The sequence below is a fragment of the Candidatus Villigracilis proximus genome (assembly GCF_016717045.1).
GTDB classification, from domain to species: Bacteria; Chloroflexota; Anaerolineae; order Anaerolineales; family Villigracilaceae; genus Villigracilis; species Villigracilis proximus.
Genome location: NZ_JADJUO010000030.1, coordinates 1 through 21,355, shown reverse-complemented (window position 1 = coordinate 21,355; position 21,355 = coordinate 1). Strand labels below are relative to the sequence as shown.

Sequence of the window (21,355 nt, the reverse complement as noted above, 5' to 3'; positions counted from 1 at the left end):
TGAGCAGAGACACTCAGGGTCGTCATACTGATTACCGTCTACCGATTACTTCTTCTTACCTGCCTTCTTTTCAGTGACCTTCTCTTCACGTCCCATTGCATCCATCACAGCAACGGAAGCGATTTGAACAATGGCATTCACGTCGTCACCGGTTTGGAGTACATGCACAGGGGCGCCCACGCCCAACAAAATGGGACCGATGGCTTTGGCATTGCCAAGGCGGGCCAAAAGTTTATAAGCAATATTCGCCGATTCAAGCGATGGGAAGACCAACACGTTGGCATCCTTCACCGCACTGAATGGGTAACGTTCTTCTGTGATCTCCGGCATCACTGCGGTGTCGGCTTGCATTTCGCCGTCTACACGCAAGTCAGGTCGGCGGGCTTTGATCAACTCGACAGCCTTGCGGACTTTATCTGAAAGCGGATGCGGTGTGGAACCGAAGTTCGAGAAGGAAAGGAAAGCCACATGCGGATCGATCTCCAACTTGACCGCGTAATCGGCAGCGAGAGAAGCGATCTCAGCCAAATCTTCGGCAGTCGGGTCAATGTTGACGGTGGCATCGGTGAAGAGGAAAACTTTCTCTTCAAAGATCATGATGTACACACCCGCCGCACGCGCCACACCCGGAGCCGTATGATGGATCTGCAAAGCCGGGCGGATCACTTCAGGATAATCAAAAGTGAGGCCTGAGATAAATGCATCTGCGTCACCCATCTTGACCATCAACGAGCCGAGGATGTTGGGATCACGCGCCTTCTTGGCGGCGTCGCTCATCATCATGCCCTTGCGTTGACGTAATTCATAATACGCTTTGGCGTATGCATCGATCTTGGAGAACTGATCCGGGTCAACAACTTGAGGCTTGTAATCCAGCCCAAGGTTCTTGACATGCTCGTCGATCACACTCTGACGGCCAATTAAAATAGGAGTTGCAATGCCATCTTCATTGATCTGATGCGCCGCGCGGATGATCTTCTGCTCTTCGCCTTCTGCAAACACCACACGCTTGGTCCCACCGGAAGAACGCGCCTTGTTCTGGAAGAAATAGCGGATGCGCTCGCCCTTGCCCTGACGATATGCCAACTGCTCGCGATACTCATCAAGGTCAATGGTCTTGCGCGCCATACCGGTCTTCATACCCATTTCTGCTACTGCGGGCGCTTCCCACAAAAGCACACGTGGATCCAAAGGCTTGGGAATGATGTACTCACGTCCAAACTTGATCGCTTCACCGCCATAAGCACGGATCACTGAATCGGGCACATCCTCTTTCGCAAGTGCGGCCAGCGCTTTTGATGCAGCGAATTTCATCTCTTCGTTGATACCCTTCGCACGTACATCCAATGCGCCGCGGAAGATGAACGGGAAACCCAATACGTTATTCACTTGATTTGCATAATCAGAGCGGCCAGTGGCGATGATGACGTCCTTGCGCGCTGCTTTCGCAAGCTCGGGCTTGATCTCAGGATCAGGATTCGCCATCGCAAAGATGATCGGGTCCTGCGCCATCAATTTGACCATCTCAGGTGTCATCACATTCGCAACAGAAAGACCGTAGAACACATCCGCGCCGCGCAAGGCATCTGTCAAGGTACGCGCATCGGTATCCACCAAAAAGCGTTCCTTATATTTATTCATATTTTCAGTGCGGCCTTTATAGACTACTCCCCTGCTGTCGCACAGCATAATGTTTTCGCGCTTCACACCCCAGCGGATCGCCAACTCAGCGCACGAGATCGCAGAAGCGCCCGCGCCGGAAATGACAATGCGGATCTCATCATGCTTCTTGCCAACAATCTCCAACGCATTCGACAATGCCGCCGAGGAAATGATCGCGGTGCCGTGCTGGTCATCATGGAAGACCGGAATATCCAGCATCTTCTTTAGTTCTTCTTCGATGTAAAAACATTCGGGGCTTTAATGTCTTCGAGATTGATCCCGCCAAAAGTCGGAGCGATCGCCGCGACCACTTTGATAATTTCATCGGGGTCGTGTGAATCCAATTCAATATCGAAAACGTCAATATCTGCAAATTTCTTAAAAAGTACAGCCTTACCTTCCATCACAGGTTTGCTGGCTAGAGCGCCGCGATCACCCAAACCTAAAATCGCCGTGCCGTTTGAGATGACTGCAACCAGATTCCCCTTCGATGTGTATTCGTAAGCGTCTTCAGGGTTTTTCTCAATTTCCAAAACAGGTTCCGCCACACCGGGAGAATAAGCCAGACCCAGGTCATGCTGTGTATCCATCGGTTTTGTAGGGACAATCGCCAGCTTGCCGGGTTTTCCTTTTAAAGCGATGATATTCAAGACATCTTCACGTGATCTTAGCCATAGAGCCTCCAGTGATTTGATGAATTGTGGAAATTTCAAATGCGACAATACTTGTAAATTATCGCATGAGTTGCCGAAAGCGAATAGTTCCTTTGTCACATTTTGGGGCGATACCCACAGTTCCATATATGTTCTTACCCCGCTCAAGTGAAAAGTTATGGTATGCACCTGCTCTCTTCCGAATGAAATACATAGAAGCAATTGACTTTATCGGCAACTGGAAAAACGTCCCGAAGGCTGCCGTCAGGTACTCAATTTACTCGAAATAAATCTTCGGGTCGCGGCCTTTCGATCATACCTACTATCCATTATGCTTTTTTATTTTTCAAATGCCTTTTTTTGATGACCAGCATCCAATACAAGCCAGCCAATTGAGACAGAGTGCGAAGGATGCGCGAAGGGACAAAAAATTGAGAAACTCCATATTTCCGCGAGTAATGATTGACCGGTATCTCTGCAAAGACATATCCGGCATCTTCGATTTTTTTCACCAGCTCAGACAGATCGCACCGCTGACACTCTTCAAATCGATCTCTTCAAGGATATGCCTTGGGATCAGGCGAAAGTCACAATCTACATCGCGGATGTGGAGATGAAAGAGGAATTTTACAAAGTAGTGATATGCGCGCCCGATCAAAATGCGGATCAACGAATCATTACGCGATAATTTATATCCATTGACTGCATCTACGCCATCGTGAAGCGCATCAACCAGATTGACCAATTCCAAAGGATTGTATTGAGAATCGCCGTCTGTGTAAAAGACCCAGTCTTTTGTGGCGGCAGAGAACCCGGTGCGCAAGGCTGCGCCGTAGCCTTGATTTGATGGATGAGTAATCACCCGCAGTTCAGGGTATCTGGTGGAGATTTCCGCCAGCATCGTGGATGTATAGTCCAGGCTGCCGTCGTTGACGACGATGATCTCAAAATCTTCAGTCACTTGATGCAATGCGATGGATGCGGCGGCGACCATGCTGGCAATTGTGCCTCCATCATTGAATGCAGGGAATACGGCGCTAATGCTGGAAATTTTTTTCTGTTCCATGCCATCTGTCATTTTTTACCAACTGCAATCACGCTCAAACCATAAGGCAGGCCGATATTGGCGGCCAAAGGCGCTTCACTGGTAAGGATGTATCTAAATAAGTTATTTAGAACGCCGGGGTTTAATGCAAGATCAGATTGACTTTCTTTGGGCGGGAAAATTCTTTCGCTTAATCTTTTTATTACTGCCACGGGAAAAAGAAATGTGTTGACATAAGATAAATGTTCCACACGAAAACCGCTTTGTTCAAGCAGATCATGAACAAGTTTTTTTGTGTAGCGGCGATTGGTATGCACGCTTTTATCATGCTGTCCGCGCAGCCAATCGTAGGCGGGCAGGCGCAAAAGGATGCGTCCGGTGGGAGTCAGGACGCGGAAAAATTCTTTTAAGGCGGCGCTTTCGCTGGAAACAGCCCGCTCGTAAAGAACGTCAAAGCTGGTGACAAGGTCAAAGGAAGCAGGAGCAAGCGGCAGGTTAAGCACAGATGCGCGTGCGAGGCGTGGTGCATTCCGCTTGCGGCAAAATTCCAAAGCCTGCGGATATAAATCCACGCCGGTCACCTTTCCGTATTCTGCGAGGTAGGTTGTCATGGCTGCGCCGGTTCCGCATCCGGCATCTAAAATTCTGAGGTTTGGAAGATGCACCCAACGGTTAAGCATTGTGCGCGTTATGGCTTCCATCCCCTGGTACCACCAGTGGCGATCTTCAACCTGATACATGAGCTGGTATTCACGCGGATCCAATGGCGCGCTCTATGGAACCCGATAGGAAAGCAAAATTGTAGTGGCACAATCATATTGATATTGAAGCAACCCGCCGGGATGCGCGCGCGCCCACTCTTCCAGTTCTGGAATACGCTCAGGGCTGGCAATGATCGTTTCACCGGAGACCGGCGCCAACATATCGATTGGATCCGGGAAGTTTGTAATCTTCCTTTTTTCGCTCAGAAAATCTGTGGAGGCGTGACTTCCATAAAAATATAAATCATCACTGAGCAGGTACACGGATAATTCGTTATCTATTGTGTTTACGTAACTTCCCATGTACGATGCGAAACGATCCACCAGGCTATTGCCATAACGGCATTGCCCCGCGAAATCACCGTAATACGTCCATAGGTTAAAGATAAGCAGGCTGGTAAGAACGGCTGATACTGAAAACTTGTAGGCAACTCTTGTATTGTTATATCCGATTCCAAGCAATTCCAGAATTTGGTCAAGGCCTATCGCAGCCATAATTAATGCAGCGGGCAGCGCCATTAACATGCGGTACGAATCTGCAGAGGGGGGAATGGCAAATATTCCCACTGAAAAAGTAGCGCCCCAAAAATAACCGTTCAACAGCAAATATGTAGGGGTTTCGAATCCGCCATAAGGCAATGGCAAGCCCGGCTAAAAACAAAGTGCTGGAGATCATGCTCATCATGGGCGAGGATGACCCATAAAAATCGAAAGCAGGGTAATAAATCAGCGAAAGGAAGGCATGCACAAAACGGCCAAACAAAATCTCAAAACTGCCCTGGCCTGTTGCCTGCATGGTCTGTTCAAGCCAGCCGGATTGAAATGTTCCACCTTGTGAGAACCGATTAAAAAATTCACTGGAATTATTATAAAAATAAAAAGCTGAAGGCATGATTGTGGTCAGAAAGCCTCCCCAAAAAACCAGCGCCTGGGAAAAACGTGACCTAAACCATGGACGATAAAACAGAAAAGCGATCAGCATATAGATCAACACCAACGCCATAATAAACTGGGCGGTCAAATAAACAGAAAAGTGGATCGCCAGCAAAATTCCGCCGAGAGCGGTCCTCCATGATTCGCGTTTTTCCAAACCACTGATCAGCAGATATAGCTCAAGCGGCGCAAGCCAGGTTCCATGAATATACGCAACAGATACAATGCGGCTGAAGTGAATGTGAGAATGTGAAAAAGCCAGAATAATAATCGTGATGAAAGCGATCCTGCGTCCGCCGATCCAGCGTGCCAGAAGATAAAGTGAAGGAATTGCCAGTGTACCGCCGATGGCTGGCAGCAATCGCAAGGCGAAAGAATTAACTCCAAAGAACCGCAGACAAAGATTGATCAATTGCATATACATGGCGCCAAAGTTTTCCCACAAGGCAAAAGGATTGGCGAGCAAGCCGGTGGAAGTCTCCTGCGCGAAAATTCCGATCAAGCCTTCATCCCCATCGAGGATGCGCGGAATTTGTCCCAGGCGATAAAATCGAAAAGCTGCGGCAAACAATGTCACCACGGCCACGGCCATGATCTCATTGCGGTTTTTCTTTATCCATGCAAACAAGACATTTGCTGTGAGAGAAACATTAAAAAATGCATACGTATAAGCCCCTGCACCCAACAACCAGATGGCAACCACGGGAATGTAATTAATCCGCGTAAACAGCATAAAATTTGCTGTTGCTCCGGTAGCCAAAATGGAAAGTAAAATGCAGCCAGAACCCAAAATGACCGTTCTTGAAAAATAAACCAGGTGGATATTTTTTGCAAAAAACCTGCCGGGCGAATCAACTGGCTCAGAGCCAAAACAAAGACCCCAAACACAGCCAGCCATGTATAAGGCGGAAATACTCCCGTAGTATCCACCTGGTTTGAAAAAATCAAAAACTGGCTGAGCAGGATAAAAAAGATACCCAGAAAAGCGACAAACCGCCGAATGTTGTTGTTATCTCCCCCGCTCTCAGGTGCTTCCATCATCGATACCTCCGTGTAATGAATAACTTACATCCTTATCATTCAAGGGCACAAACACGATTTGTATTCAAGAGAAATTTTATTATACCGAAAAAACAGGCGGGATGGCCTGATCTTCCCTCACCTTGTTGCACCGTTTTTTATACCAGCCAAAGAACTACCGCTCAATTTTTGATATAAACTCAAAATGTTAACAAATCGTAAAATTCATGTATAATTAAGGAAATCCTAATCTTTGGGATCTGACTTAAGAAACTTCCGCCGTTCGCGGCCTTGCTCGAAACTGACTGGAAACTGGTGTACGATCCTCCCCAATAAATGGGAGTTACTTTGTGAAGTCTATTTAGGACATTTTTTGAGACGCAGACTGGCTTCACCTCATACCCTGAGCTGTATGTGACGTAATCCGTCATTTACTTTGATTTACCTCCATCGCCTCTTACTGGACGTGGAGCCTGCTCAGCCATCCCAGACATTTTCCACAGCCAAGGCCGACCCCAAAGAATCGGAGACCTTGGCTGTGTGCTTTTAAATGAAAAAGATAACCGCCATTTCCGTGCAAAAGAAAAATTCCAACCGGGTCAATATTTACCTTGATGGCGAATTCGCCTTCGGTCTGGCCCGCATCACCGCCGCATGGCTCAAGAACGGCGACATGCTGAGTGATGAAAAGATCGCAAAAATCCTTTCAGAAGACATGCGCGAATGGGCATATCAACAAGCCCTGCTCTACTTAAGTTATCGCGCCCGTTCTGAAAAAGAAATACAGCAAAACCTGCGCAAGCACGAAGTTCCTGAAGATGTGATCGAAGGGACAATTGAAAGACTTCGTACAGCAGGTCTTGCCAATGACAGTGAATTTGCCCAGGCGTGGGTGGAAAATCGCAGCACATTCCGTCCGCGCAGTAAACGAGCCCTCACGGTGGAGTTACGCCAAAAAGGACTCGACAACGAAACAATTCAGGCATCTCTATCCGATGTGGACGAAGAAGCCCTCGCCTACGAAGCAGGCTTGAAACGAGCGACCCGGTTCAAAGGTCACGAGTGGAGCGAGTTTCGTAAAAAGTTAAGCGAGTTTCTTGCCCGTCGTGGATTTTCCTACTCCGTCATTGCCCCCATCGTTTCCAGAATTTGGAACGAAACGAACGCGGAGTCACAGATAAATAAAAACGAGGACATATCATGAGCCCGATTCTTTTCTTTTTTATAGATTTTATAACGCTGTTGATCGGCGTTGCCGCAGGTTATTTTTTCCATCGCTATCAAGCCGACCAGGCCGCCAAAGCGCGGAATGAAAAAGCCGATAACATTCTCAAGGTTGCCAGCGAGCAGGCCCGCCTGATCGAAAGCGGCGCGCGTGACAATGCCGCCAAACTTATCAAAGGTGCCGAAACTGATCTTAAGGAACGACGTGCCGAGTTAAATCGTGAAACAGAACGACTCGACAAACGCCGCGGTGAGTTGGACAGCCGCTTCGACAAAATGGAACAGCGCGAACAAACCTTGAACAAGCGCCAGTCACAAGTGGACAAGCGCGCCAACGACATCGACAAACTCTACGAAGATCAAATTAAAAAACTGGAGTTCATTGCCCAGATGACTCCGGAAGATGCGCGCAAAGACCTGTTCGCGGCAGTTGAAAAAGAAGCCCGCGGCGACATGGCGCGTATCATTCGCCAGATCGAAGCCGAAGCACGTGAAGAAGGCGAGAAGCGCGCCCGCAAATTGATCGCGGATGCAATTCAGCGTGTAGCTTCAGAGCACGTGGCCGAAGTGACCCGCGCCGTGGTCACTCTGCCCAGTGAAGAAATGAAGGGACGCATTGTTGGCCGCAACGGACGTAACATCAAAGCCTTTGAACAGGCCGCTGGCGTGGATGTGATCGTGGACGACACCCCCGATTCTGTGACCGTCTCCTGCTTTGACTCTGTCCGCCGTGAAATTGGCCGCCGCGCATTATCAAAACTGATCCTTGATGGACGCATTCATCCGGCGCACATCGAAAAGATCGTCGAAGATGAAACCAAAGCTGTTGAAAAGATCATTAACGAAGCGGGTGAACAAGCCGCCTATGAAGCGAATGTCACCGGTTTACACACCGAAGTATTACGCATGATGGGACGTTTGAAATTCCGCACTTCGTATGGGCAGAATCAACTCGCCCACGCAGTGAAGTTTCCAAACTGTCCGGCATTCTCGCCGCAGAACTCGGAGCGAATATTGAACTTTCCAAACAAGGCGGTTTCCTGCACGACATCGGCAAAGCCATGGATCACAATCAGGACGGCACACATGCCGGCCTTGGTGCGGAATACTGCAAGCGGTATGGCGTCAACCCGATCGTGGTCAATGCCATCGCAGCCCACCACCATGAAATAGATCAGGATACCGTGGAAGCAGTCATTGCTGAAGCCGCTGATGCCATCTCCGGTGCGCGCCCCGGCGCCCGCCGTGAAGATCTCGAAGCCTACATCAAACGCATCCGCTCGCTCGAAGAAATGTCCATGTCGTTTGACGGCGTACAACAAGCCTTCGCCATTCAGGCGGGACGTGAAGTTCGCATTCTCGTCCGACCCGATCAAATTGACGACCTCTCCTCTGCCCGGCTGGCCCGTGACATTGCCAAGAAGATCGAAGAAACCATGCAGTACCCCGGTCAAATTCGTGTGACCGTGATCCGCGAGACAAGAGCTACTGAATACGCAAAATAATCCGCCTTACAAGGGTATTACGAATGAAAGTCCCCATTTCTAAAGATGCTACAATCACGGGAATGAAATCAAATTTCCGCTCGCATCTGGTGAAATGGGGACTTGTTTTTGGGCTGACTCTGCTGTATGCGTTCGGCGCTTTTTTTTTAATGCCAATCTTTGGACCGGTGATCACCGCTTTTAGCATATTCCCGATTGCGGCGGTCAGTTGGTATTTTGGCATGGTTTGGGGCATCGTTGCAAGTTTGGCCGCAATCGGTTTCAATCTGCTGTTGGCTGTCAATACCGGTGATTTTCCAGGAGCCCCAATCAGAAATATTTTCTACTGGGAAGCATCCTGCTTACATTTGCCGGCATCAGCATGGGGGTGCTCAAAAAAAAATATGATGAATATCTCCATACCAACGCACAACTCCACTCACGTGAAAATTTCCTCGCGTTATTAAACAACATGACCCGCTCCATCATCATCGAGCAGAATTTTGATCGCATGATGCAAACTCTTGCAAAAGACCTGACCACCCTGCTTGAAGCGGATAGCTGCTACATCACCCGTTGGGACTCGCTCAAAGAACAGGTTTTTCCTGTTGCCGCAAATGTTGCACCTGAAAATCCTTTTTTTTAAAGTAGAGTACCTAAAAGGGGAAAAAAATCTGACTACCTCGGCGCTCAACGCGGGTCACATTCTTATCGTGGAAGATACGCTGAATACAGAATTATCCAGCCCGCGCATCATCCGGAAATTCCCCGAGAAGTCCTTTATCAGCATTCCTTTGATCTACGGGGAGCATAAACTTGGCGCCGTAATTGCCGGATTCAACCAATCTCATCAATTCACAACAGAAAAGATCGAACAGGCCGAACAAGCCAGCAACCAGATCGCACTCGCCTTGTGGAACGCACAGCAGGAAATGGAACTTCAACGCAATTTACGCGAAGCCAAAGCCATCTCAGATATTGCGCTTGCGCTCAGCGAAACCGAACGCATCGGCCTGGATAATGTACTGCAATTAATAGTTGTCTCAGCCAAAGAACTGATCTCCAACACAGAACAGGCTGTCATTCACCTGCTTGATGACAAGGAACAAATCCTTACCTACGGAGCCGTGATCGGATTTGACGACCCCGATGGAGGCAAAAAGAAAATGCGCCTGGGTGAAGGGATTGCCGGGCAGGTGATCTTGAGCGGAGAAACAATCAATATCTCAGATGTAAAAACCGACCCGCGTTTTATCAAGCTTGGAGCGGAACCAACCTACCGTTCCCTAATGGTCACCCCTGTACTAAGCGGCAAACAAGACTCGGCACGATCAGCATTCAAAGCAGCCTGCCCTTCGCCTTTGATACAAATGACATCAAATTATTAACCCAATTGGGGACACAAGCCTCCATCGCCATTGAAAACGCCCACCTACTGCAAAGTACACAACAGGCTTTAAAGGAATCCAATGCGCTCTATCGTGTCAATCAGGGGTTGGTCACCTCTTTAGACCCTGATGAATTGCTGCAAGACACAGTGGAACTCCTGCAAAAAAACTTTGATTATCACTATGTCCAAATTTATGTAGCAGACCCCGAAAGCGGAGATTTTGTCATGCGCGCCGGAAGTGGAAAGATCGGAGCGCAATTAAAAGCCCGCGAACACCGCATCGCAGCTGGCGAAGGCATTGTTGGATACACAGCAGAAACTGGCTCCTTTTTCTTTACCAATAACGTGGATGATGTCGCTTCGTTCACACGCAACCCGCTTCTGCCAGACACAAAATCTGAGCTGGCAATTCCCGTGAAAGCAAATGGAACAATTTTAGGATTACTCGATATTCATCAAGTGCCCCCCAAGTATTTATCACAGCGCGATATACAATTGGTGAGCGCAGTGGCAGATCAACTGGCAGTGGCACTGCAAAAAGCAGACTTGTACGAAACCCTGCAAATCTCCCTGCAACAGGAAAAAGCCATCCGCGATCAACTGGTGCAGAATGAACGACTGGCCGTGATGGGACGTTTGCTGGCAACCGTATCACACGAACTGAATAATCCACTGCAAGCCATACAAAACGCTTTATTCCTCCTTAAGGAAGAAACAAATTTTTCAACGCAAGGCAAACAAGACCTTGAGATCGTGCTGGCAGAATCAGAACGCATGGCAAGCATGATCGAACGCCTGCGCGCCACCTACCGCCCAATTCAAGTGGAAGATTTTATCCAGACTCAAATTAATAACATCATCGAAGATGTGTACGCGCTCATCTCCACTCACTTGCGGCATAATCAAATTACCTTTGAGTTTCACCCCGACCCCAGCCTGCCGTCCATTCCGGCGCTGGCAGATCAGATCAGGCAGGTGGTCTTAAATCTATTAATGAATGCCGTGGAATCAATGACAACAGGTGGAAAATTAACTGTTGGCACGCTCCTCACGACTCAAAAGAAATCCTTGTTACCATTCGAGATACCGGCAAAGGCATTGCACCAGGAACTACTGCCCAATATCTTCGAAGCCTTTGTTACGAACAAACAAAGAGGCACAGGCCTGGGGCTTACCATCTCGTATGATATTGTGATGAAACATAACGGACGTATTGCGGCAGAGAACTGTCCCACGGGAGGCGCAATATTCAGCATTTGGCTTCCAACCTATAATGGAGAGATCCTCACACATGGGGCATATTCTCATCATAGATGATGAAGCAACACTGCGCCAAACACTGGCGCGTATCCTGCAGCAGGCGGGCTTTGAAGTATCCACCGCTGAAAACGGAGATCAGGGAATTTCATTTTTAAAAACCACAAACTTTGATCTGGTATTCATGGACATCCGCATGCCCGGCATCGCCGGATTGGATGCGCTCAAGATCATCCACACCTCGCATCCCAACCTGCCGGTTGTGCTCTTTACAGCCCAGCCTGATTTGAATTCAGCCGTGGAAGCATTAAGAAATGGCGCAACCGATTACCTGTTAAAACCTCTCAAACCGCAAGCCATTATCGAACGCGCACAAAGCATTCTTGCAGGTCAGAAAAAAGAAAAACGCAAACGCGAACTCGCAGCCCAGATCGAAGCCTTGCAAGCGGAACTCAAGAGCTTTAAAACGGAGGCAGACCGGCAACCATTACGAACCCGCTACCGCAGGCACAGATCGTTTTCTAAAACGCGGCGACTGGTATTGGATCTGCACACCCGCCGCATCATTCTTAATGAACAATCCATTAACGTCCCCCACTTCTTTTGATTATCTGCTTGTCCTGGCGCGTCATTCACCGAATGTTGTAAATTATCAAACGCTCGTGGCCGAAGCGCAGGGCTATCAGGCTGATGTGCGCGAAGCGCAGGAACTCACCAAATGGCACATCCATCAATTGAGACAAGCCATTGAAAAAGATACACATGCGCCATCCATTTTGATCAACGTGCGCGGGGCGGGCTACCGCTTAGTGGCGGATTAAACTCTCAGCGCTGATTCTTTTCATTGGAATAAGACCCGCTTCCGGCTTAAGCTGGAAGCGGGTTTCTCGTCGCAGGCTCCCAAACTTTTACCAACTTTTACATTCCTCTCCCTAACGTCTAAAAACGGGTTTTGGCAGATAATGGTCTTAATGACTACTCCAACAGACACCCCCAAAGACCAGATTCGTATCCTTGTTGTTGATGATCACCCAAACACAGCGACGACGTTGGCGCGCGCATTGTCGCAGCTTGGGCCTGTTGTAGATGTGATCTCAGCGACCAGCGGGCACGAAGCCCTTGAAAAAGTAAAGACTCACGGCGTGGATATTCTCTTTACCGATATGATCATGCCTGAAATGACCGGCCTCGAATTGATCGAGAAGATGAACAATCATCCAGCCGGCCGACCCGCGTATACATATCTTGTCACAGCGTATGATGTGCCCGGGTTAAAAGTGACAGCGCAGCGATTGAAAGTAAATGAAGTGATCGTGAAACCTGTGCGCCCCGAACGGATCTGCCAAATTGCAACAAACGCCATTGAAGAAATGAAACTCTCCACCCGGCCAGTGAGAAATATTGCGGTGGGAAAGAAAAAATTTAAAATTCTTGTGGCAGATGACCGCCCTGACAACATCACCCTATTAACCCGCTATCTGGAATATGAAGGGTATCAACATATCGCGGCACGCGATGGTCTGGAGGCACTGGACAAGGTGCGCGATGAATTACCCGACCTCGTTTTGTTGGATGTGAACATGCCGCACAAGGACGGATTCACCGTGCTGGAAGAAATTCGTGCAGATGTTGCAGTTGCGCATATTCCGGTCATTATTTTAACCGCCGCACGCCTTGATCCTTCAGATGTGCAATCTGGTTTAAATCTTGGCGCAGATGATTATGTAATGAAACCATTTGACCGCCATGAATTGATGGCGCGTATCCGCACGAAGTTGCGTGTGAAAGAAGCGGAGGATGTGATCCGCCGCCGTAATCGCGAGTTGAATCTTTTGCCTGAGATCGGCAAAGAGTTGAGCGCGCGCACAGACATCAAAGACCTGGCCAATGTATTGCTAAAACGCACCGTGGAAACACTCGGAGCGCTTCAGGGAAATATGATCATTTTGGGTTCTGAAAATGAGGTTCAACAAAATTATCAGTTTTCGTTATCAGTTGTTGAATCCACAGACAGCCCAATGACCATCCCGGAGAGATTGCTGAAACATATCAATGAGTCACATCAGGGTTTGATTATTGAAGATGCGCACAACGATCCGCTGTGGCAGACCGATCAACAGGATGTAAATATTCATTCGGTGGTGATCGCGCCGCTACATGGCCGCAAAGACCTGCTGGGTTTGCTGATCCTGACGCACGAACAGGAAAGTTATTTCAACCTGGATCATTTACTGCTGCTGCAAGCCATTGCCAGTCAGGCGGCCATTGCCATTGAGAATGCGCGTTTGTATACAAATGTGGCACAGGAACAAAAACGGCTTGCGGCTGTACTGCAACATGCGGCAGAAGCGATCTTGATGTTCGATGAGCAGGGAAGATTAAGTTTGTTAAACCCTGAAGGCGAAAAACTATTTACAGATTTTAAAGCAAATATCAATCAGGTCTTACCCGCCGGTCATGGATATGATGCATTTATTCAATTACTGGAAGATGCTCGTTTATCACATGTGGCAATATCAGGGGAAGCGCTCTGGCCCGATCAGCGAACATTTGTTGCATTGATCACGCCGATCGAAGATGGCGGTCAGGTGGCGATCCTGCACGATGTGACTCATTTCAAGGACCTGGAACGGGTGAAAAATGAGTTCATTGCGACCGCATCGCACGATCTAAAAAATCCCATCACGACCATTGCCGGTTTCAGTATGTTGTTAGGCCATGCCGGGACGCTTAATGAACAGCAGCAGGATTTCGTAGACCGTATTCAGAATGCGGCACAAACCATGACCGAGCTTGTCCAAAACATGATGTCACTCGCACAAATGGATCTGGAAGCAACTGCAAAACATGAACCAATGGAAATGGGAAAATTACTCGCTGAAATGGCGCATGAATTTACTCCACAGGCAAAAATTAAAGGAACAAAAACTTTCTGTCCTACCCTTGACGGAAATCATTCATATAGATGGCGAACCGCTGCAAATGCGTCAGTTGTTTCGCAACCTGATCGGCAATGCGATCAAGTACACCCCCAAGGCGGCGAAGTGACACTCACAGCAAAAATAATGGATACCCAGGCGTTGATCGAAATAAAAGATAACGGCTATGGCATTCCGGCATCAGACCTGCCTTTTATCTTCGATCGTTTTTATCGTGTACGAAGCGGAAAAAATAAAGAAGAAGAGGGGAACGGACTCGGATTAGCAATTGTGAAATCCATTATTGAACAGCACAATGGACAGATCAGCGTGGAAAGTGAACCTCAAAAAGGGACAAGTTTTAGTCTTTCATTCCCCATCCTATTCAATCAGACAGCGGCCATTTAAAACAAGGAGAATTTCATGAACAAAAAGAATTTGAACTCAATTGGTGTTTTGATCGTTATCATCATGCAATTTTCGTTAGCGCCTGCGGCAATCAAACCGCTCCTGCTCCAGCAGAAAGGTGACGGTTCAGTTAAGCTGGTTTCATGGTGGAATATGCCGGTTCTATACGGCGTTGAAAAAGGATACTACAAAGCGGAAGAAAATAAGTCGTTTTGAATGCCGGCGGGCCTGAGATCAACCCAATTGATGAAGTCAATAACGGCAAGGCTCAATTTGGCATTACCAGCGGCGACAGCATCATCATTGCCAAAGCCAGCCAGCAGAATTTTGTATCTGTAGCCACGATTTTCCGTGAAAATCCACTGGCGATCACATCTCTGACAAAAGATAATATTCAAAAGCCGGAAGATCTGATCGGAAAAACTGTCGGCGTTTACTCACTTGATCTGACAAATTTCTTCGACATGCCCTTCCTCGCGTTCTTAAGCCGCACCGGGCTGGAGCGCGGCTCAATGAAATACGCGCTGATCGAGGATTTCCAAGGCGCCAATGAAATCAAAGCCGGAAACATGGACGCCATGAGCGGCATGTTCGCCACAGATCAACAGGTTATGGCAAAGGATGCCGGTGATGAATTGAATTTCATCTACTATAAAGACTATGGCTATGATGTGTACATCAACACGATCTTTGTAAAGGAAGAACTTACACAAAGCAGCCCTGAATTAATTACCCGCTTTCTGCGCGCTACTATGAAGGGTTACGAATATGCAATTGAAAACCCTGAAGAAGTCGCAGCCTTCGCAGTTAAATACGATTCAACTTTGGATCTTGCCTATCAGCAAAATGTAATGCAAACACAGATTCCTTTCATCAACACTGGCGATGCTCCGATCGGGTCCATGGATGACGATGTTTGGAATACAACACAGGATATTCTTTTGGAATTCGGACTGATCAAAAAAGCAATTGACTTGAGCACAGTCCATACAAACGAATTTCTTGCCCCTTAAACAGCTTGATTTCTTATAGCATATATAAAAGAGGTCATCATGAGCAAAAAAATTGGGAATCCCATCAGCATTTTGATTATTGCCATCGCACTCCTGCTGAATGCCTGCAGCCCTGCCAAAGACAAAGTGACTGTTCAACTTAGTTGGTTTCACAGCGCAGAGTTTATAGGCTTTTATACCGCTGATCAGCTTGGATATTACAACGACGAGAATTTAGAGGTAGCTCTGGTCGCTGGCGGACCGGAAACCGACCCGATCGCGAGTGTCTTTGAGGGAACATCCCAATTTGGGGTTACCCCCGGCGACTCCATTATTCGTGCTCAGTCTGCAGGTCAGGAACCAGTTGCCATTTCAAGCATCTTCCGCAAAAGCCCGTTGATCGTCATGGCACTGGCCAATAGTGGAATTAGCACACCTCAAGATTTGGCAGGAAAAACGGTTGGTGTTGTTTCCCCCGGCTTGGATACAACCTGGGATATCCAATTCATCGCCATGTTGAAAAAGGTGGGCGTGGATCCTGCGAGCATCACCTTTGTTCCCAACGAGGAATTTTATAGCGCGGCGGATCTGCACACCGACCGGATGGATGCCACCAGCGGCACATTCTCAACCAACGAGCTTGTTCAAGCCAAAATTGATGGCGAAGATGTTGTTCCGATCTACTATGGAGATTATGGTGTAGAGTTCTACAATAACCTGATCTTTACCGATGCAAAATTGATTTCCAGCGACCCGGAATTGGTTCAACGTTTCATCCGTGCCACTCTGAAAGGATATCAATATGCGGTTGAGCATCCACAAGAGGTGGCAGCCTTCCCGCTTAAATATGACGAGAGTTTGGATGTTGCCTTTCAACAGGCAACCATAGAAGCTCAAATCCCCCTGCTGGATACCGGTGACGCTCAAATTGGATGGATGGAGGAAGATATCTGGAATAACACACAAGCCATTTTATTAGATCAGGGCTATATCACATCTCCGATTGACTTGACAAAAGCTTACACAAACGATTTCATCAAATAAAAGATCAAAATAGACTGACTGTCGTTTCCTTTCAAAACGACAGTCAGCTTTTCCGTCCTACTTGCAATACTTAACCAGAATTCATCTGCAACGCACTTTATTGATTTTTTATAATAGACTATAAGGTATCAGTGATACGTATCAAATATTGGCAACATAATGATTGGAGGCTGTAATGACCATCAATGCTATTCCTGGCGGAGCTAACAACAAGCCTGCTCACAATAAGCGGACAGGCGCACTGTCACTCCGCAATCGCTTGTTGATCACATTTCTTTTACTGGCGGCGCTGCCTGTGCTTCTTACAGGCATCATATCGGGCTTGATCAATGCGCAAGGTTTGAGAAATGCCTCGCTGGCACAATTAACCTCAGTTGCCCAATTGAAGGCGAGCGAAATTGATTCATGGGTCTCCACGCTTCAAACCAATCTTGATCTGGTCCTGCAAGGCAGAGATCTCAGTGAAAAATATGAGCGCGGTTCTGAAAAATCAGCAGATGCAGAAACAGCCAGAACAAGCTTGCGAAATAGATTCAATTCCGTCAACAAAACAACCGGGTATTTTGAAGAACTATTCATCCTTGATAAAGAAGGTGTGGTTGTTGTATCCACCAATACTTCACAGGAAGGCAAGATCTATTCAACCCAAGCCATTTTCCATGAAGGGTTGAAGGGAAGTTACCTTACACCGCCAGCTTATGATATTTCCCTGTCAAAGTATTCGATCGTCTTTTCACAGCCCATTCAAAGCATAAGCGGCGAAGTGATTGGAGTGTTGGCAGGCCGCGCCAATCTGGCGGTTCTTGACCAGATCATGCTTGTGCGTGCAGGCCTCGGTGAAACCGGTGAGACCTATTTGGTGGGTGCAAATTATGCATTATTGAGTCAATCCCGTTTTGAAAACTTCAAAATTGGCGAAACCTACATTCGTACAAATGGCACAAGAAACTCGATCGAAACACAGTCCACAGGTGCAGACCTCTATAACGACTACAGAAATGTCCCTGTTCTGGGATCATATCTATGGATCCCGGAACTACGCATTGCCCTTATCGCTGAACAGGATCAAAGTGAAGCCCTGCAATCATCGAATCGAGCATTTGGCATCACCCTGGGATTGATGGTGCTTACGCTCATTATTGCCGCATTTGTAGCCTTCCTGGTGACGGGTAGTATTACAACTCCAATTTCTCAGCTTGTGACAATCGCAGAAAATGTCACCTCAGGAAACCTCGAATCAGTTGCCTATGTGGAAAGAAAAGACGAGATCGGCGTACTCGCTACAGCCTTCAATACAATGACCAGCCGTTTGCGTGAGCTGATCGGTTCACTCGAACAACGCGTGGCAGACCGTACCAGGGCGCTCGCCACCTCCTCTGAAGTAAGCCGCCGTATTTCCACCATCTTGAATCAAAAAGAACTGGTGAATGAAGTGGTAAATCAGGTGAAAAACTCCTTCGGTTATTACCATACCCAGATCTACTTTTACGATGATGCTGCTGAAAACCTGGTCATGGCCGGTGGTACGGGAAATGCCGGTCAAATGATGCTGGCCCAATTCCACAAAGTGGCAAAAGGACGCGGTTTGGTGGGCCGTGCGGCGAACTCAAATCAAGCCGTGCTCGTATCTAATACTTTGAAAAACCCCGATTGGCTGGCCAACCCCTTGCTGCCTGAGACAAAATCCGAAGTTGCCATCCCGATCTCCATCGGTGATCAGGTATTAGGCGTGTTGGATGTACAACATAACATCGCAGACGGTCTTCAACAGGAAGATGTTGACTCACTGCAATCCATTGCCAATCAACTCGCCATCGCTCTTAAAAATATTCAATCTACAGAAACGGTAGCCAAGCGCGCCGCCGAATTACAGACAGTTGCCCGCATCAGTACCGTTGCCGCCACCATCAGTGACGTACAGAAAATGCTGGAATCCGTTGTTCATCTAACTCAACGCGGATTTGGTTTATACCATGCCCATGTATTTCTTTATGATGAAAATAAAGAACACCTCGAAATCACTGCTTGTGGTTATCAGGAAGGTGATGAACACGAAGGAACCCACGGCACAACAATCATCCCGCTGGCACAGGAACAATCGCTCGTGGCGCGCTCAGCCCGCACCCGGCAGGCGGTCATTGTCAACGATGTGAAGAAGCAGGCTGGCTGCCCAATCCTACTGCCAGATACTGCATCAGAACTCGCCGGCACAACGCCAGGCACAACATGAAACCGCCGTGAACCTTATTACCCAAAAGATTCAAAGCGCAACCAGTGTGGAAGCAGCGCTTCAGATCGCGGCGCGTGAGCTCGGCCACGCACTGGGAATGAAATCAACACGGGTAACGCTTGACCCAAAGGCGCTGGCTGATGAGCACAGAGAAATTTAATCGTTGCGGAGACTGAAAATGAACATACCTTCCTCACCTTCCATTACATCACCAGATGGTAAACAATTTGGCTTTTGGGGCAGACTGCCTCTGGCTCAGAAATTGCTCCTGTCATTTGGAACCGTCTTCGTCTTCGCGGTGATCATCGCGGTCTTTACCCTATCGGGATCGAATAGAACATCAGCTGCTTATGAAGATGCCTTTTCAAAAGGCATTACAGTCCGCAGGTTATCTGATCATTTGAAAAGCACTCTGCTACAAGCCCGTCGTGCTGAGAAAAACTTTCTCCTGCGCTGGCGGGAAGAAGGCTATCAAACAGCCTATACAAACTATGTGATTGAGCACAAACAATCGATTGTTGACATGCGTAAAGATATTGATCAACTCGCTCTTTTTGGCGCTGAAGCACCCACTGCGTCCAAGGGTGCCATCACACAGGCTCAATATGAAGCAGACATCCTCGCCTTGAGGCAAAACGTGGATATCTACGAGAAAAGTTTCATCACGATTGTAGATGCGTACCAAAGAAAAGGCTTTGATGAAAGTACAGATTTTGAGTCTGAATTTCGAACTGCAGCAAGAAAAGTGAAGAGATTATCTTTAGCCAGTCCAGCCTTTCAAATTTGCAGCTCACATTTTTACGTATTCGCGTCAGTGAAAAAAATTATCTGGCATATTCTGAGGAGCAGTATGCCGATGAAATTCGCAACTTAGTCCCTATACTGAAATCTCAGGCCACATTGACAGATAAGCTCGGTCCTGCCGAAAAAGCTGAGCTGCACAATCAGGCAGATATCTATCTGGCTGCATTCGAGCAGCTCGTACAGTTGAACAACGAGATTGAGATTGCAAATGAGACGTTGATCGCTTCTGCGCGCGCTGTGGAGCCTTTGGCTTTAAAACTTGAAACTCTGGGCGAACAACTTGCAACCGACGATATTAACAGAGCGGAAGCCAACAACGCTCAAACCTTCACGATCTCGATCATCATCGTTTTTATCGCGCTTGCCAGTTCGATCCTGTTATCCATTACATTGTCACGGCAGATCACCCAGCCAGTTACCCAATTGACGAATACCGCGCAACAAATCGCGGAAGGCAATTTTGATACATACGCCGAAGTTAACTCAGCGGATGAAGTGGGTGCGCTGGCAAAAGACTTCAATTCCATGACCAGTCGTCTGCGTCAGGCATTTGAAGATGTACGCCGTCGTGCGCTGGCCGTGCAAACATCGGCCGAGGTAAGCCAACGCCTTTCGGTTGCCACCAATCCAGGTCAATTGGCCGTGGACGTTGTGGAACAGGTGCAAGCTGCCTTCAATTATTACCATGCTCACATCTACTTTCTGGATGAAAACAGCGGAGACTTGATCATGGCAGGTGGAACGGGTGAAGCCGGAGCGAAAATGCTGGCGAACAAGCATAGGGTCGCAAAGGGACGTGGTCTGGTGGGCCGCACGGCCACCAATGAACCGGTTCTGGTTCCTGATGTTTCACAAGCTGAAGGCTGGCTCCCCCAACGCCTTATTACCTGATACTCAATCTGAGGTGGCGATTCCGATCTCATCCGGCAAGCAGGTATTGGGCGTACTGGATGTGCAGCAAAATCTGATAAATGGTCTGGATCAGGAAGATGTCACCCCTGCTGCAATCTCTCGCAGGTCAGGTAGCCATTTCCCTGCAAAATGCCCGATCATTTGAACAATCCAGGGCGCAGGCAGATCTGGAATCGCTGGTTAATGCTATCGGTCAAAAGGTTCAACGTGCCACAACTGTGGAAGATACGTTACAGACTGCCATCCGCGAATTGGGACTGGCTCTCGGCGCAACACGTGTGAGTGCTAACATACAGGCATCCAGCCAACAAGATGCCCGTAAAGCCAGTCAAAATTCGCCCCGACGAGAACAGGTACCCTCAATCGAGTTTTACCTTTCAAGTATGCATTACAAATAATGACGCGTCGAGTTGACCGTATCCAGGCACGCAAGAAATAGACACTAACTGGTCTTGTAAAGAGGAATTACATGATAGCTAAAAACAAAAAATATCCAGAGCTGAACAGGAAAAAGCTGATAAAGGTGGTTTCTGGCGCAACTTACGTGCGCCGGAATTTGACAACCCGGCTCAAAACCGAATTGCTAATTTGCAATACACCATCTTGATCGGGTTGTTA

At 47.9% G+C, this 21,355-nt stretch carries 24 protein-coding genes and 1 pseudogene; 18 read left to right on the top strand and 7 right to left on the bottom strand.

Annotated elements, in window-relative coordinates; translation table 11 throughout:
- Positions 1–45 precede the first annotated feature (45 nt).
- From IPL71_RS23090 to IPL71_RS23065, 7 genes are all read right to left on the bottom strand, one after another.
- A complete protein-coding gene (locus IPL71_RS23090) occupies positions 46–1,881 on the bottom strand; it encodes a phosphate acyltransferase (RefSeq protein ID WP_514130851.1) in 1,836 nt (611 codons plus the stop codon).
- 5 nt (positions 1,882–1,886) lie between these two features.
- Positions 1,887–2,462, bottom strand: a complete 576-nt coding sequence (locus IPL71_RS26285) for a hypothetical protein (RefSeq protein WP_514130850.1) — start codon at positions 2,460–2,462, stop codon at positions 1,887–1,889.
- A 361-nt stretch (positions 2,463–2,823) separates the two neighbouring features.
- Positions 2,824–3,381 carry a glycosyltransferase family 2 protein gene (locus IPL71_RS23085; RefSeq protein WP_345325723.1) on the bottom strand — a complete coding sequence of 186 codons (558 nt, stop codon included), beginning with the start codon at positions 3,379–3,381 and terminating at the stop codon, positions 2,824–2,826.
- 8 nt (positions 3,382–3,389) lie between these two features.
- Positions 3,390–4,040 (bottom strand): class I SAM-dependent methyltransferase, encoded by a 651-nt coding sequence (locus tag IPL71_RS23080; protein WP_345325721.1) that lies wholly within the window; start codon positions 4,038–4,040, stop codon positions 3,390–3,392.
- Positions 4,041–4,133: 93 nt separating this feature from the next.
- Entirely contained in the window at positions 4,134–4,616 is a 483-nt protein-coding gene (locus tag IPL71_RS23075) for a hypothetical protein (RefSeq protein ID WP_345325720.1), read from the bottom strand.
- Complete coding sequence (locus IPL71_RS23070) at positions 4,597–5,682, bottom strand: ArnT family glycosyltransferase (RefSeq protein WP_345325718.1); 1,086 nt, start codon at positions 5,680–5,682, stop codon at positions 4,597–4,599. The genes IPL71_RS23075 and IPL71_RS23070 overlap by 20 nt, the downstream gene beginning before the upstream one ends.
- Complete coding sequence (locus tag IPL71_RS23065) at positions 5,667–6,095, bottom strand: hypothetical protein (RefSeq protein WP_345325716.1); 429 nt, start codon at positions 6,093–6,095, stop codon at positions 5,667–5,669. Before IPL71_RS23065 ends, IPL71_RS23070 begins: the two co-directional genes overlap by 16 nt.
- A 529-nt stretch (positions 6,096–6,624) precedes the next feature.
- Between IPL71_RS23065 and IPL71_RS23060 the strand changes: the two genes are divergently transcribed.
- From IPL71_RS23060 to IPL71_RS22975, 18 genes and pseudogenes are all read left to right on the top strand, one after another.
- Positions 6,625–7,278: a RecX family transcriptional regulator gene (locus tag IPL71_RS23060; RefSeq protein ID WP_345325715.1), complete on the top strand. Its 654-nt coding sequence runs from the start codon at positions 6,625–6,627 to the stop codon at positions 7,276–7,278.
- Positions 7,275–7,952, top strand: a pseudogene (locus IPL71_RS23055) (Rnase Y domain-containing protein); the annotation flags it as partial. The gene IPL71_RS23060 and the pseudogene IPL71_RS23055, both read left to right, overlap by 4 nt.
- A gap of 245 nt (positions 7,953–8,197) precedes the next feature.
- Entirely contained in the window at positions 8,198–8,803 is a 606-nt protein-coding gene (locus IPL71_RS23050) for an HDIG domain-containing metalloprotein (RefSeq protein ID WP_345325753.1), read from the top strand.
- 23 nt (positions 8,804–8,826) lie between these two features.
- Positions 8,827–9,249, top strand: a complete 423-nt coding sequence (locus IPL71_RS23045) for a hypothetical protein (protein ID WP_345325713.1) — start codon at positions 8,827–8,829, stop codon at positions 9,247–9,249.
- Between the two features lie 5 nt (positions 9,250–9,254).
- On the top strand, positions 9,255–9,428 hold the full coding sequence (locus IPL71_RS23040; RefSeq protein WP_345325711.1) for a hypothetical protein: 174 nt from the start codon (positions 9,255–9,257) through the stop codon (positions 9,426–9,428).
- On the top strand, positions 9,400–10,170 hold the full coding sequence (locus tag IPL71_RS23035; protein ID WP_345325709.1) for a GAF domain-containing protein: 771 nt from the start codon (positions 9,400–9,402) through the stop codon (positions 10,168–10,170). The genes IPL71_RS23040 and IPL71_RS23035 overlap by 29 nt, the downstream gene beginning before the upstream one ends.
- Before the next feature lie 5 nt (positions 10,171–10,175).
- Positions 10,176–11,489 (top strand): GAF domain-containing protein, encoded by a 1,314-nt coding sequence (locus tag IPL71_RS23030; protein ID WP_345325707.1) that lies wholly within the window; start codon positions 10,176–10,178, stop codon positions 11,487–11,489.
- Positions 11,464–12,036 (top strand): response regulator, encoded by a 573-nt coding sequence (locus IPL71_RS23025; RefSeq protein ID WP_345325705.1) that lies wholly within the window; start codon positions 11,464–11,466, stop codon positions 12,034–12,036. Before IPL71_RS23030 ends, IPL71_RS23025 begins: the two co-directional genes overlap by 26 nt.
- Positions 12,002–12,250 carry a winged helix-turn-helix domain-containing protein gene (locus tag IPL71_RS23020; RefSeq protein WP_345325703.1) on the top strand — a complete coding sequence of 83 codons (249 nt, stop codon included), beginning with the start codon at positions 12,002–12,004 and terminating at the stop codon, positions 12,248–12,250. Before IPL71_RS23025 ends, IPL71_RS23020 begins: the two co-directional genes overlap by 35 nt.
- A gap of 150 nt (positions 12,251–12,400) precedes the next feature.
- Positions 12,401–14,755: a response regulator gene (locus IPL71_RS23015; RefSeq protein WP_345325701.1), complete on the top strand. Its 2,355-nt coding sequence runs from the start codon at positions 12,401–12,403 to the stop codon at positions 14,753–14,755.
- Positions 14,756–14,770: 15 nt separating this feature from the next.
- On the top strand, positions 14,771–14,971 hold the full coding sequence (locus tag IPL71_RS23010; RefSeq protein ID WP_345325699.1) for a hypothetical protein: 201 nt from the start codon (positions 14,771–14,773) through the stop codon (positions 14,969–14,971).
- Positions 14,968–15,768, top strand: a complete 801-nt coding sequence (locus IPL71_RS23005) for an ABC transporter substrate-binding protein (protein WP_345325697.1) — start codon at positions 14,968–14,970, stop codon at positions 15,766–15,768. The genes IPL71_RS23010 and IPL71_RS23005 overlap by 4 nt, the downstream gene beginning before the upstream one ends.
- 39 nt (positions 15,769–15,807) lie before the next feature.
- Positions 15,808–16,791, top strand: a complete 984-nt coding sequence (locus IPL71_RS23000) for an ABC transporter substrate-binding protein (RefSeq protein WP_345325695.1) — start codon at positions 15,808–15,810, stop codon at positions 16,789–16,791.
- A gap of 175 nt (positions 16,792–16,966) precedes the next feature.
- On the top strand, positions 16,967–19,021 hold the full coding sequence (locus IPL71_RS22995) for a GAF domain-containing protein (protein ID WP_345325693.1): 2,055 nt from the start codon (positions 16,967–16,969) through the stop codon (positions 19,019–19,021).
- 7 nt (positions 19,022–19,028) lie between these two features.
- Positions 19,029–19,181, top strand: coding sequence for a hypothetical protein (locus tag IPL71_RS22990; protein WP_345325692.1), 153 nt, complete (start codon positions 19,029–19,031; stop codon positions 19,179–19,181).
- Between the two features lie 18 nt (positions 19,182–19,199).
- Positions 19,200–19,895: a CHASE3 domain-containing protein gene (locus tag IPL71_RS22985; RefSeq protein ID WP_345325690.1), complete on the top strand. Its 696-nt coding sequence runs from the start codon at positions 19,200–19,202 to the stop codon at positions 19,893–19,895.
- A gap of 26 nt (positions 19,896–19,921) precedes the next feature.
- Positions 19,922–20,716, top strand: a complete 795-nt coding sequence (locus IPL71_RS22980; RefSeq protein WP_345325688.1) for a HAMP domain-containing protein — start codon at positions 19,922–19,924, stop codon at positions 20,714–20,716.
- Between the two features lie 98 nt (positions 20,717–20,814).
- The gene (locus IPL71_RS22975) at positions 20,815–21,135 is read left to right on the top strand and encodes a hypothetical protein (protein ID WP_345325686.1); all 321 of its coding nucleotides are present in this window, start codon (positions 20,815–20,817) and stop codon (positions 21,133–21,135) included.
- Positions 21,136–21,355 lie beyond the last annotated feature (220 nt).

What these genes read in the sequence shown, in the direction of transcription:
- IPL71_RS23090 (WP_514130851.1), bottom strand. Translation starts at nt 1,881, where the DNA reads ATGCTGGATATTCCGGTCTTCCATGATGACCAGCACGGCACCGCGATC.
- IPL71_RS23040 (WP_345325711.1), top strand. Translation starts at nt 9,255, where the DNA reads ATGACCCGCTCCATCATCATCGAGCAGAATTTTGATCGCATGATGCAA.
- IPL71_RS23060 (WP_345325715.1), top strand. Translation starts at nt 6,625, where the DNA reads ATGAAAAAGATAACCGCCATTTCCGTGCAAAAGAAAAATTCCAACCGG.
- IPL71_RS23045 (WP_345325713.1), top strand. Translation starts at nt 8,827, where the DNA reads ATGAAAGTCCCCATTTCTAAAGATGCTACAATCACGGGAATGAAATCA.
- IPL71_RS26285 (WP_514130850.1), bottom strand. Translation starts at nt 2,462, where the DNA reads ATGGAACTGTGGGTATCGCCCCAAAATGTGACAAAGGAACTATTCGCT.
- IPL71_RS23080 (WP_345325721.1), bottom strand. Translation starts at nt 4,040, where the DNA reads ATGCTTAACCGTTGGGTGCATCTTCCAAACCTCAGAATTTTAGATGCC.
- IPL71_RS23065 (WP_345325716.1), bottom strand. Translation starts at nt 6,095, where the DNA reads ATGATGGAAGCACCTGAGAGCGGGGGAGATAACAACAACATTCGGCGG.
- IPL71_RS23020 (WP_345325703.1), top strand. Translation starts at nt 12,002, where the DNA reads ATGAACAATCCATTAACGTCCCCCACTTCTTTTGATTATCTGCTTGTC.
- IPL71_RS23015 (WP_345325701.1), top strand. Translation starts at nt 12,401, where the DNA reads ATGACTACTCCAACAGACACCCCCAAAGACCAGATTCGTATCCTTGTT.
- IPL71_RS23035 (WP_345325709.1), top strand. Translation starts at nt 9,400, where the DNA reads ATGTTGCACCTGAAAATCCTTTTTTTTAAAGTAGAGTACCTAAAAGGG.
- IPL71_RS23085 (WP_345325723.1), bottom strand. Translation starts at nt 3,381, where the DNA reads ATGGAACAGAAAAAAATTTCCAGCATTAGCGCCGTATTCCCTGCATTC.
- IPL71_RS23075 (WP_345325720.1), bottom strand. Translation starts at nt 4,616, where the DNA reads ATGGCTGCGATAGGCCTTGACCAAATTCTGGAATTGCTTGGAATCGGA.
- IPL71_RS23025 (WP_345325705.1), top strand. Translation starts at nt 11,464, where the DNA reads ATGGGGCATATTCTCATCATAGATGATGAAGCAACACTGCGCCAAACA.
- IPL71_RS22995 (WP_345325693.1), top strand. Translation starts at nt 16,967, where the DNA reads ATGACCATCAATGCTATTCCTGGCGGAGCTAACAACAAGCCTGCTCAC.
- IPL71_RS23000 (WP_345325695.1), top strand. Translation starts at nt 15,808, where the DNA reads ATGAGCAAAAAAATTGGGAATCCCATCAGCATTTTGATTATTGCCATC.
- IPL71_RS23010 (WP_345325699.1), top strand. Translation starts at nt 14,771, where the DNA reads ATGAACAAAAAGAATTTGAACTCAATTGGTGTTTTGATCGTTATCATC.
- IPL71_RS22985 (WP_345325690.1), top strand. Translation starts at nt 19,200, where the DNA reads ATGAACATACCTTCCTCACCTTCCATTACATCACCAGATGGTAAACAA.
- IPL71_RS22975 (WP_345325686.1), top strand. Translation starts at nt 20,815, where the DNA reads ATGTCACCCCTGCTGCAATCTCTCGCAGGTCAGGTAGCCATTTCCCTG.